Below are 11219 nucleotides of genomic sequence, written 5' to 3'. Positions count from 1 at the left end.
AATAGTGGGGTGGGTTTGGAAGTTCTGTGATTGGTACTTCTCTATACCCTGAAAACAATGGTTTTTTGCGTTTAATACAATCTATTTCATATAATAGGTACACACACAATTAACAACAGTAATTTTTCCACCTTTCAAATCCTCCAGTTAAACAACGATGATATTTATATCATAGCCGAACTGTTGGATGGTTTGGCAAAAAAGTGTTCAATTCTATCTGGCGGAAACTGTTGATTTTAGTTTAGCAGTTACACCTACAAACTCATGCTTAGATTGTAATATCGGTAAAAGCAATAATACTAAGAATCATCTCAAATATTGCTCAATCCATTCAATTAATTTTAGTTGAATGGATTAAGGTATTATCTATACCTTGAAATTAGTATTTGTATTAGTGGAGGTATTTATAGTATCATTAAGGTGGAGGGATATACATGAAAAAAATTTCATCTGATAAGTTAGGTCGTTTAATTATAGACAAAAGGGAAGAGTTAGGTCTTACACAAGAAGAGTTAGGTGAAAAAACAGAGATTAATAGACAAATAATAGGACGGATAGAAAATAGAAAACATATTCCATCTATTAGTCAATTAAACAGTATAATGAGCGTATTAAACTTTGATCTTAATGATATTACTGAAGAACAAGAAGAAAAAAGTGTTTTTGTTGCAATGATGGGGAATGCTGAAACTTCTAATGAGAAGGAATGGTTAGAAGAAATGGTATCAATGATGCTTTGTTTGAGAAAACATACTAGAATAAGGACTTCGATAAATGATGCTAACACCACTATCGGGTAAAGAACGTATAAAATTAGAGCAATTAGTTGAACAAAAAAGAGATACTTTCGATTTAGGAATGGGACCTTTGGGTGATCGGATATTACAACTCGTTGCTCAATTAGATATTCATATGCTCTATCTACCAAAGGAACCTGGTACGAATGAGGAACCTCTTTCTGCAATGTACTTATCTTCTAAAGAAAAAGATGGGCATGTTCTATCTTTTATTGGAGTAAATACATCTCAATATTATGATACACAATTATTTTCAATTGCCCATGAACTATATCATTATTGGGAAGAAACTGGCGACTTTTACCTTTGTAGAAATATGGAAGACCCAGAAGGAATAAGAGAAAAAAAGGCTAATCAATTTGCAGCTTCATTTTTATTACCTTCACAAACATTAAAAAAAGCAATTTATGAAGATAATAATTATGAAATTAAGGTGGATGGATGGAATTTATCTACTTTACTGAGATTTATTGCAAGACTTCATTTAGAGTTTAAATTACCTTATAAATCAATAGTCCGTAGATTAGTGGAAGTTGGTGCTCTTACAGATGAGGGTATGTTCAATATATTGTGGTCACAAAATGTAAGAGAAGAGTCAAGTTTATACTATAAAATTGCAATGAGTTATGACGCTGACGTTTTCAGATTGCTGAATAAAAAGACGCTAAAAATTGGATCAGATGCTCGCTTAGTGGAACATATGTTACAGAATTACGAAAGTTCTTTAGTTGGTTTGGATGAACTTGCCGAAGATCTTTCTCTATTTGAAAAAGGCTTGGACGAATATGGGCTCGAAGAAGATGTAGATCAAGACTTTATGAAAGAACTACTAAGGGAATTGGATGAGGGAGAAGACACTAATGAAGGTTGATATCTCAAGGCCCAATTCTGCATTACTTTCATTAATAGATGATTACTTACAGGTTCTACCAATCGATGCAAATCTTCTAATTCCTTCTGACCGATCTAAAGTTCTAGGAGATAGCGCTGTTCTTGATCTAGAAACCTACAAAAAGTTTTGGCTTAATCCTTTATTTCTGACATTCCCATATTTAGCTATTCATCAAGCTGTATATGAAGAGGTTACAGTAAAACCTGAATTATTTAAACTTATAAATGAAAAAATTGACCAACAAGCTTTATTGATTTTAAATGATGAAGAATTAACTACAGAAGAAAAGGCAATTCGACAGTCTGTAGAATATAAAATAGCAGCATCTACGAATTATGAACCTGAAATTGATAACAAAGATGATCGGGGAGAAGTAAAATCCCTAGCGTATATTCACGTAAAGGATTTAATCTACTTTTGTTCAAATGATTCGAATGCTTTGAGATTAGTTGAACATGCAGAAAAGCTTGATACAAACTTAGACTCTCTTATAACAATAAAGCTATATGAAATAATATATTATTTATATATAATGAAAATGGCAGAATTAAAACATATGCGTTTCATGTACAAATTTCATTATTTATCAACTACAAATGAAAAGAAGATTAATCCTAGCTGGAATGATTTTAAAATAGGAATGGATGCAATATATAATCTTGCAGTAGCAAATAGTACCGGAAAACCCACTCCTATTCTTGAATGAATTAAAAATTGATCCTGTTAAATTCGGGTACCTGTGCACGAAACTATTCCGACAATACACTACAATTACATATTTATGCGAAAAAAATGTTAAACCCTAATGTTTATTGAATATTTATGCAATTGGTTGAATTGTTGGTTGTTGTTTGTTGCACAGGTACACACACAATTCACTACAATTGCATAAAGTGAAAGGCAGCCGAAACAATATTTGGCTGCCTTTCTATGGAGTACCTATTCACAACTATGAATTGTCACAATTCAACCATGCACAGGCACCTTTCACTGGTCAGAAACCGGCACCGGGCGTGAGAGGTATCCGTTTACTTCAATGTCAATAAAACATCATGTATTGCGACGAGCCTGGTTTCGAGCCGGTGCAAAAGATAGAATGATACGACTATCGGGAAACCGACTTGTTGTATGAGATCTAGCCATTGATCCATCCCGTTTCCTCCTCTCTTTATACATAAAAAAACGGTTCCCAGTCCGAAAACTGGTGAACCGGTCATTGCCTCTTTTTAGCCTTTTACGAGTTCAGTTATATTTCGCTCTACAATCTTCGCGCCCGTTGCCGCCGCTAGTGCAGCACCATTCCATTCGAATACATCCGAGGCGATTAAGTTCGGGTACCTGTGCACAAAACTATTCCGACAATACACTACAATTACATATTTATGCGAAAAAAACGTTAAAGCCTAATGTTTATCGATTATATATGCAATTGGTTGAATCGTTGGTTGTTGTTTGTTGCACAGGTACACACACAATTCACTACAATTGCATAAAGTGAAAGGCGGCCGAAACAACATTTGGCTGCCTTTCTATGGAGTACCTATTCACAACCATGAATTGTCATAATTCAACCATGCACAGGCACCTTTCACTGGTCAGAAACCGGCTGTAAACGTTAAACTAAAGTGAGCCGGCACCGGGCGAGAGGTATCCGTTTACTTCAACGTCAGTAAAACATCATGTATCGCGACGAGCCTGGCTTCGAGCCGGTGCAAAAGATAGAATGATACGACTATCGGGAAACCGACTTGTTGTATGAGATCTAGCCATTGTTCCATCCCGTTTCCTCCTCTCTTTATACATAAAAAACCGGTCCCCAGTCCGAAAACTGTTGAACCGGTTATTGCATCCTGTTAGCCTTTTACAAGTTCAGTTACATTTCGCTCTACAATCTTCGCGCCCATTGCCGCCGCTAGTGCAGCACCATTCCATTCGAATACATCCGAGGCGATGATCACCTGCATCGCCGCTTCCACGCTTTCTGCTGTCAAATCTACGCGGGGTTCATCCACCGTCAGGGTAACCTTTTTACCACTTGCTGTGTCGAAGTTCATCTGTAATGTTTTTGCCATTTTTTGTTCCTCCTTTTTTTATTTGGATTTCGGGAACGCTAGCCCCTTGAGACGCTTGGCTTGTTGTGGATAGGTTGTGCCCCGATTAGTTAATCACGTTTGATGTTTCTACGATTTCCGCCCCGATGAAGGGAAGATCTGATAGCTGGGCAAGTTGCTCCAGCGCTTTGTACAAGTTATCTGCTTGTACATTTTCCTTTACATTGCGGTACGTCTTCGATTTAGTGACGGGCTTGCCATCGTCTGTCATCCCGCCATCGAAGTAAACCCGGCCGTTCGCTTGTAGAAATTCGATTGTTACTGCCATGTAATCACCTCCTTTCATCCTCTATATAGAGTGAAAGAGGGGGAAGGGATACAGGGTTTGTAAAGTTTATAATGGGTGCCTTTTGATTACAGCCAATGAAATGTACCACCAGTGACATCTTTTTTACCACTTGGTGCCAAGAAATGTACCATTAAACGCCAAGGATTTACCACTCCTTACCTCTGTTGTGTGATGTGCACACTTACAAGCGTGACATTACTTATACAGAGGTATTTTGGGATGATTCACTATCAAAAGATATTGAAATTACAGTGGGAGGGGAATCAGTCTTAAAGGCATAAACGCTTTGCGCTTTAAAAAAGGGTGCACGATTCCGCCAACATCGACCCTAACACGCTTTTTTCAATCTGCTCATTAATTTCGGGTACCTGTGTATGAAACTACTCCGACAAATCACTAAAATTACATATTTATGAGATGAAAAAGGTTAATTTCTAATACTTATCGGATATTTATACAATTGGTTGAATTGTTGGTTGTTTTTTGTTGTACAGGTACGCGCACAATTAAGACATTACTATTAATCCGGATACAATATTACTAGAAATTGATATAATGGAACTACCGTTGAACTGTGTAGTAGTTATTTCGGAGGGTAAGGCGAAAGTCAGGGAACTTCCGGAACACGGGGAGTATCGGATTGTGACGCATCAGGGTAAGATTGAACGGATGCGGAGGGAAGAGGGAGAAGAGTTTTGAGTGATGATATATCTCATATGTTTAAAAATGTCTTTATAGGCGCCATGATTTTAATCAATCTTTCATTAGTTATGTTCATAACTTTTAATAGCTTTTCTATAAACGCTTTTTTAATTGATGAAAAGCTATTCGGACTGGGAGATAGTTTTTGGGGAGCGTTATTCGGAGCCATAATAACGGGATTCATGGCAATAAAGGTCAGCAATAGAGAAGAAAAACGTAGAGTAGATGAAAGAGAAGGGGAATCTCGGAAGGTCTTGCTGAATCTTAAAGAATATGCTGATGATCTAAAAAGTGAGGTTATTAGGATCAACCGGGTCTATGATAAAGCTAAAAAAGTATATGATCCGTATGCAGAGGTGGACGTTGAATATGATAAACATGGTAGAGAACATGTCATTAATTTTCCTCCTCCCCATGAGGAGGAGATATATTACAGAAGCATAAAACCATATAAAGAAGAACTACTGACAATGAGTAGGAATATTAAAAGTTTGTTAGATATTATTCAAGAGATTGACATTGAAAAACTTGATTTTGAATCCTATAAAAATGTATTAGCATTCAAACAGGCAAACAGAAAACTTATTGAACCTTGGATAACGTATACCAATGAAATAGGAGGAAGTATTAATAATCAAGAAGAATTTAAAGATATTGAAAAGGCGATTTCTTCCTTTTGTGAGAGTGTTACATAAATATCAGTCCCAATGGACAACCAGAGGACAACGGTGATAACAACATTGAGTTGAAATGGAGACGAAGGGAAGAGGGGGAAGAGTTTTGGGTGACTATTTAATAGAATTAGTAGAAGAATTATTAAATCCTAAAAATCTAGTCTCTGGATTATTTATTCTAGGAGGTGCGTACCTGGGTGCGCTGTTAGCAGGGAAATCCACTTTGAAAGCAACGAAAGAGGAGCTTTCCTACGCCATGTATGTGGAAAGAGTAGAAAAAACTGAAAGAAAAAGTAAGTCAGAGCAATTGATAATTAGTTATCTAAAACAAATAAAATCAAGTATAACTAAATTGGATTTTCTGGTTTCGGAAGATAGTAACGGTATGAATGTATATGATACTCATGATTTTATATCGGAGATAGAATTTGAAATGAATCACATTGGGAAATTAAAAAATAGTATTAATAATATTCCTATGGAGTATTTAATGGTACCTTGGTTTGAGAAAATTCAAGTAGTCATCCAGCAAATAAGTCAATTAGAATCCGAAATAAATATATATTTTTCTAAGAGTGGAGATAAAACATTAGTTGTCGATAATATTAAAAGTTCCTTAGCTTTAATTGATGAAAAAGCGGGGGAAGTTGAAGATTCGATTTCAGGGTCTAAGCAGTATACTCGCATGATGGATAGTGTTTTTGCTGAACGGTATGAGAAAGAGGAGAAAAAATACAATAAGTTGTGAAGTTGTATTTTGTAAAAACGAAGTACAGAGAATTGCAAAGGATTCATACTTAGTATTGCAAGGTGGACTGCAGACTCCAAGTTGATTTGACATGGAGCCTCTACTGGCATGAAGCACGAGCCAAGTAGCCAGGCACCTCAAGGACCTGACTCTGCCGATGTAGGCTATCATGCCCGCCTCTCCATGTAAAGTCTTGCCCAAATCGTTATGTATTTCCCTTTAGTTTCGGGTACCTGTGCACGAAACTATTCCGACAATACACTACAATTACATATTCATGCGAAAAAAACGTTAAGGCCTAATGTTTATCGAATATATATGCAATTGGTTGAATTGATGGTAGTTGTTTGTTGCACAGGCACCCACACAATTAGATAGTGCCATAGAACGGCTCTTGAATTATGCCAGAGAAAGCATTTCAAAGCCGAAAGAAACATTGGTCGCTGAACTTCTCCTACTTCGTCTAAAGCTGGATGAATACGAGCTGATCCATCGACAGATAGTTGAATTGGACGAAATAATCGAAGAGCTGCTTCTTGAGACAGATGGCGGCATACTGTTAAGCATTCCAGGTATTACCATGACACTCGAGCATAGGGAGCTTTCTTAACAGACGCCCCCCTGCTCTATGAAAATCAAAAAGAAAAAATGAAATGGAGGTAGTTTGAATGTTTGGTAGAGTATTTAGGTTTTTTGATATGTTGCGTAAAATAAAAAAATGGTTCGATAGAAACGGTGTACTTTTATTAGTCGCGATACTATTTTTAGGGATACTTATTTTGAGTAGCTTATAAAATCCCTGCTATTTTTCGATGAGGACGAGGATGGCGGGTAAATTTCGGGTACCTATTAGTTCGGGTACCTGGTGTATGAAATAATCAAATTACCTTGATTAACCATAAAAAATCCCCAGCGACTTCAAGTAAGATATAAGTACCTGACAGGGAACTCAATCTCATCACCACTCTCACAAATGGAGGTTGAAGTCACATGGGGACTAGTAAACATTATCACATTCAAGGGAAAAAAGGGAGTAGATTTAGCGATCAACTGCGCGGGATTAATCTTGAACAGGTCTTGATTGTCGCAATCGATGCTGCTAAGCTCCACCAAAAAGCCTTAATATGCAATTAAATTTCGGGTACCTGTGCGCGAAACTATTCCGACAATACACTATAATTACATATTCATGCGAAAAAAACGTTAAAGCCTAATGTTTATCGAATATATATGCAATTGGTTGAATTGTTGGTTGTTGTTTGTTGCACCACTAGCGTTGCATAGAATCCAATACAAACAATAAATTGTAATTTTTACCACAACTGTTAGACCTGAAAAATAAAAAAAGGGAACAGGTCCTTAATGACCAATCAGTTCCCTTTTTTTGTAACATTATTGTTTTTGTTCTATCTGTACCTTTTTTTCTTTTTCTTTTCTTTTTTTCTCTTTTTCTTTATCGATAAAATGTTTTCTTGTAATCGGGCTAACAATGGCAAAGTCTTCTCCATATTGCATCACTTTCGGTTCTGTAATCGGGACCTTTTGTCGCCCTTTGCTCTTACGAAGCTTTCGATTGAAGAATTTCAGTAGCGTTTTTATCGATAGAAAAAGATATTCCTGTACAGTGCTTAAGAAAGTCCAAATTTTCTTAGTGGGCTGATGGATTAGCCGCATAATTTCTGTCAACGCAAAAGTAATCAGTGCTATGAACATTTGATTCCAGATTCCGATAGGTGAATGGCTGAATATGTGGTTCACCTTGACATGCTGCTTTAGCCATTTAAAGAATAACTCAATATACCAGCGATTTTTATAGGCTTCTAAAATTTTCTCCTCAGACAAATCCACCTGATTTGTCAACAGGTGAAAAGTGATTCCTTTATCATCTGTGAATTCAATATATCGTACGGGTTCTTCCCGGGTTAGGATAGACACTAATTCATTTTTTTGTACATTAGGAAGTGTCGGCTCGAAAGATCTCAATGTTTCCATCCTAAAATTCTTTCTCGCACGAACAAGAAATTTTACGTTTCTTTCCATCCATCCGCCCATTTTCGTTTTATTCGCATAGCCACGATCCATTATATACAAGGCACCATCCGCATCGATAATGTGATTAACGGCATCAGAGTCAGCCACATTCCCGGTTGAGGGTATCATCTTTTCAGGAAAGACACTATTTGCGGATGCAACAACGATTCGTACGTGTAACTTGATTCCACAGGAATCCTTGGAAATCGCTGTCCAATTTAAAGCGTTATTTGGCAACTTTATGTAGGTTCCATCAATAATTCGAATTGGACCTACATTTGCATTCAAACCTTTTGCATTGCCTTTCAACGACCAATAATGTTGGGCCAATCGACCAAGTAAATCTGCTACATCGGCAGTATTCAAACCGATGAGACGTCGGCTGAGTTGAGCATAGCTAAAGGATTCTGCTTCAATTTCTTTCAAAAATGCTTTCTTTGAACGGATACCTGTTTCGATTTTTCTAAGACTATCCCATTTACAAAGACTAGCCATAATGAATATCTTTACTATTGCGAGGTCGGTTAACTTTCGTGCATCATAGTTCATGAGTGGACAAGCTAAAATATTCGTTGGTAAGTTAGATAAGAATTGACGAAAGACTAAATTCTGGTTTACACTTTTCATAGAGTTACTCCTTTTGATAGTGTAGGGAACTGATTTAGTCGTCGTTTCCCTTTCTATTTTAGGAGTTTTTTTGCGTTTATACAAGTATAAGATATTCAACTTTTTGGACTTAACGACAGGTATTTACAGCTATGCAACGCTAGTGTTGTTGCACAGGTACACACACAATTCACTACAATTGCATAAAGTGAAAGGCAGCCGAAACAACATTTGGCTGCCTTTCTATGGAGTACTGTATTTTGAATTTCGGGTACCTATAATGTTAAATAATTTCGGGTACCTGTGCATGAAACTATTCCGACAATACACCACAATTACATATTTATGCGAAAAAAACGTTAAAGCCTAATGTTTATCGAATATATACGCAATTGGTTGAATTGTTGGTTGTTGTTTGTTGCACAGGTACGCACTCAATACTTTTTTATCAATCATTCAGGTGTTGTTCCCGTATAAATGTGGTATATTAAACATATAATAAGAAAAGCTGAACGTCTGTGAAACGTCCAGCTGATCACAGTCACACACCGCATGAAGAGCGGCCGACCTGTTTAACAATTGAAGATGTTTTTACTCAAAAAGAGTAACCCCCATTGAGAACCTCGGTCAAAGGCAATGGACGGTTACTTCTTTTTATTAGTGACTGCGATTGCTACCACAACAGCTACGATCGCTGTCAGTACCGTAGCTAAGAATATACCAAATTGAAATAGCATATTCATTGATTCGTATGTCACCATATATAAACACCCCCTTTCTTTCAAGGGAGTGCCAACCGCCCATCTGCTTTATGTAACTGCTGTTCTTAGTTTAGCATAAAACTAGATTCACAGGGATATCTTTAGTGTCCGCAGTCAGAAAGTTTGTCGTATCTATAGCCATCCGCACTGTCGTGGCCTGAGATGTTCAGCCACCCACATTGCGTATGGCTTTTACAACCGCCTCTATTTGATTTCGGGTACCTGTTCGCGGAACTATTCAGACAATAAGATACAATTACATATTTAAGAGATTAATTTCGGGTACGCTGTGCACGACAAAATTCTTACAATACACTACAATTACATACTTATGAGACAAAAGCGTTAATGTCTACTGTTTATCGAGTACTTATACAATTGGTTGAATTGTTCGTTTTTTTTGTCGCGCAGGCACCCACACAATTATTATTAGGATAGTTTATCCACTTGAATGAACTTATATAGGAAAAGGACAATAAAAGGACCATTAATGGTCCTTTTATTGTCCTTTAGAAGATACAAGGAACGTTGTTAAATCAACGTCAAAGCAACGTTTTTTAAAATCCGGGACAATTAAGGACAATTAATTGTCCCAAACTGTCATTAATTGTCCGGAATGGACAATTAATTGGCCAAACCCTTAGTTGTATATTAAAAACTAATTCGTTTTGGGAACTAATGTATATCTGGCTCCTCTACCTTGACCTGTCATAGTAACACCTTCAGATTCAAGCTGTTTAACAATATTATAAACTTTCTTTCTGTCCCAACCAGTCATATCTCTAATATCTTTATTGGTGAGGTCTTCTTCTCTTAAAAGAGTTAATATCCTCATCTTCACAGCCTCATCGTCCAAATTAACCTGACGCTCATAACTCATTTTTTCTTTCAGAGCATCGGAAGTAGCCTTTGAAAGGGTATAATATCGCCCTTTTCCTCTACCTATGGCTCCAAGAAGGCGCAAATCATTTGTTAAATTGCTCAGGAGCTCCCTTGCCTGATCCTGTCCACGTTGAGCCACCCGCATGGCTGTGTGGGTATCTATTTGTTCATGTCTAAGAAGGTATTGTAGAATCAGTAGGTGGTCAACATCTAAAGAGATGCCTCTTCTCTGTAATTCTGCCACAAACTTCTTGAAATCTGGAAACAAGGACGAGGCAATTAAGTTTAACTCAATACTATTTCCAACCTCTCGATAACTTGGAGGTTCTTTGCCCTCTATCAAGAGGGAGCGATAAATACGTGGAACACCCATATTTGTTCGGTTTACTAAGTGCAATCGATCAAGAAGTTCCATTAAATGATGATTACGAGGAACTGAAGGATGATGTAGGATGTTTTCCGAATTGATGCCGCCAATAAATGAGTTTCGGGTACCTGTGCACGAAACTATTCAGACAATACACTACAATTCCATATTTATGAGAAAAAAACGTCGAAGTCTAATGTTTATCGAATATATATGCAATTGGTTGAATTGTCGGTTGTTGTTTGTTGCACAGGCACCCACACAATTATTAAAAGAAGTATCTTCATTGTTGGTGGATGTGGCGAGGTTTGAAATTACTTATGATGATGGGGAAAAGGAAAATTATAACTATACAGCGG

Annotated in this window: 16 protein-coding genes and 1 pseudogene; 8 read left to right on the top strand and 9 right to left on the bottom strand. The window is 37.0% G+C overall.

Going from position 1 to position 11219, the window contains the following annotated elements; genetic code table 11:
- The first annotated feature begins 434 nt into the window (after window positions 1-434).
- Genes FILTAD_RS06090 through FILTAD_RS06080 form a run of 3 tightly spaced genes read left to right on the top strand, consistent with a single transcriptional unit; the run spans window position 435 to window position 2395 of the window.
- Window positions 435-800: a helix-turn-helix transcriptional regulator gene (locus FILTAD_RS06090; RefSeq protein WP_124069616.1), complete on the top strand. Its 366-nt coding sequence runs from the start codon at window positions 435-437 to the stop codon at window positions 798-800.
- Window positions 775-1668 (top strand): ImmA/IrrE family metallo-endopeptidase, encoded by an 894-nt coding sequence (locus tag FILTAD_RS06085; RefSeq protein ID WP_124069615.1) that lies wholly within the window; start codon window positions 775-777, stop codon window positions 1666-1668. The genes FILTAD_RS06090 and FILTAD_RS06085 overlap by 26 nt, the downstream gene beginning before the upstream one ends.
- Window positions 1658-2395, top strand: a complete 738-nt coding sequence (locus FILTAD_RS06080; RefSeq protein ID WP_124069614.1) for a hypothetical protein — start codon at window positions 1658-1660, stop codon at window positions 2393-2395. Before FILTAD_RS06085 ends, FILTAD_RS06080 begins: the two co-directional genes overlap by 11 nt.
- A 322-nt stretch (window positions 2396-2717) precedes the next feature.
- Here FILTAD_RS06080 and FILTAD_RS06075 read toward each other — a convergent pair whose 3' ends face one another.
- From FILTAD_RS06075 to FILTAD_RS06055, 5 genes are all read right to left on the bottom strand, one after another.
- Window positions 2718-2840, bottom strand: a complete 123-nt coding sequence (locus tag FILTAD_RS06075; RefSeq protein ID WP_124069613.1) for a YvrJ family protein — start codon at window positions 2838-2840, stop codon at window positions 2718-2720.
- A 75-nt stretch (window positions 2841-2915) separates the two neighbouring features.
- Window positions 2916-3035: a DUF2922 family protein gene (locus tag FILTAD_RS15875; RefSeq protein ID WP_124069612.1), complete on the bottom strand. Its 120-nt coding sequence runs from the start codon at window positions 3033-3035 to the stop codon at window positions 2916-2918.
- A 309-nt stretch (window positions 3036-3344) separates the two neighbouring features.
- The gene (locus FILTAD_RS06065) at window positions 3345-3467 is read right to left on the bottom strand and encodes a YvrJ family protein (RefSeq protein ID WP_124069611.1); all 123 of its coding nucleotides are present in this window, start codon (window positions 3465-3467) and stop codon (window positions 3345-3347) included.
- Window positions 3468-3542: 75 nt separating this feature from the next.
- Window positions 3543-3761 carry a DUF2922 domain-containing protein gene (locus tag FILTAD_RS06060; protein ID WP_124069610.1) on the bottom strand — a complete coding sequence of 73 codons (219 nt, stop codon included), beginning with the start codon at window positions 3759-3761 and terminating at the stop codon, window positions 3543-3545.
- A gap of 85 nt (window positions 3762-3846) precedes the next feature.
- Complete coding sequence (locus FILTAD_RS06055; RefSeq protein ID WP_160117577.1) at window positions 3847-4068, bottom strand: DUF1659 domain-containing protein; 222 nt, start codon at window positions 4066-4068, stop codon at window positions 3847-3849.
- A gap of 576 nt (window positions 4069-4644) precedes the next feature.
- Between FILTAD_RS06055 and FILTAD_RS15790 the strand changes: the two genes are divergently transcribed.
- The 5 genes from FILTAD_RS15790 (at window position 4645) to FILTAD_RS06035 (ending at window position 7347) form a co-directional block, all read left to right on the top strand.
- A complete protein-coding gene (locus FILTAD_RS15790; RefSeq protein WP_160117576.1) occupies window positions 4645-4788 on the top strand; it encodes an XtrA/YqaO family protein in 144 nt (47 codons plus the stop codon).
- A complete protein-coding gene (locus FILTAD_RS06050; RefSeq protein WP_124069608.1) occupies window positions 4785-5486 on the top strand; it encodes a hypothetical protein in 702 nt (233 codons plus the stop codon). Before FILTAD_RS15790 ends, FILTAD_RS06050 begins: the two co-directional genes overlap by 4 nt.
- Window positions 5487-5571: 85 nt before the next feature.
- Window positions 5572-6213: a hypothetical protein gene (locus tag FILTAD_RS06045; protein WP_124069607.1), complete on the top strand. Its 642-nt coding sequence runs from the start codon at window positions 5572-5574 to the stop codon at window positions 6211-6213.
- 343 nt (window positions 6214-6556) lie between these two features.
- Window positions 6557-6823, top strand: coding sequence for a hypothetical protein (locus tag FILTAD_RS06040; protein ID WP_203229664.1), 267 nt, complete (start codon window positions 6557-6559; stop codon window positions 6821-6823).
- Window positions 6824-7203: 380 nt separating this feature from the next.
- Window positions 7204-7347: a hypothetical protein gene (locus tag FILTAD_RS06035; protein WP_203229663.1), complete on the top strand. Its 144-nt coding sequence runs from the start codon at window positions 7204-7206 to the stop codon at window positions 7345-7347.
- A gap of 258 nt (window positions 7348-7605) precedes the next feature.
- Here the strand turns inward: FILTAD_RS06035 and FILTAD_RS06030 are convergent, their stop codons facing one another.
- From FILTAD_RS06030 to FILTAD_RS16275, 4 genes and pseudogenes are all read right to left on the bottom strand, one after another.
- Window positions 7606-8871, bottom strand: coding sequence for an IS4 family transposase (locus FILTAD_RS06030; RefSeq protein ID WP_124069606.1), 1266 nt, complete (start codon window positions 8869-8871; stop codon window positions 7606-7608).
- A 623-nt stretch (window positions 8872-9494) separates the two neighbouring features.
- Entirely contained in the window at window positions 9495-9611 is a 117-nt protein-coding gene (locus FILTAD_RS16060) for a putative holin-like toxin (RefSeq protein WP_238988161.1), read from the bottom strand.
- Between the two features lie 658 nt (window positions 9612-10269).
- Window positions 10270-10737, bottom strand: a complete 468-nt coding sequence (locus tag FILTAD_RS06025; protein ID WP_203229662.1) for a helix-turn-helix domain-containing protein — start codon at window positions 10735-10737, stop codon at window positions 10270-10272.
- A gap of 102 nt (window positions 10738-10839) precedes the next feature.
- Window positions 10840-10947, bottom strand: a pseudogene (locus FILTAD_RS16275) (hypothetical protein); the annotation flags it as partial.
- Window positions 10948-11219: the final 272 nt, after the last annotated feature.

The organism is Filibacter tadaridae (assembly GCF_900609045.1).
GTDB lineage: Bacteria > Bacillota > Bacilli > Bacillales_A > Planococcaceae > Sporosarcina > Sporosarcina tadaridae.
The sequence above is the reverse complement of the archived record's forward strand: the minus strand, read 5'-3'. Positions and strand labels throughout refer to the sequence as shown.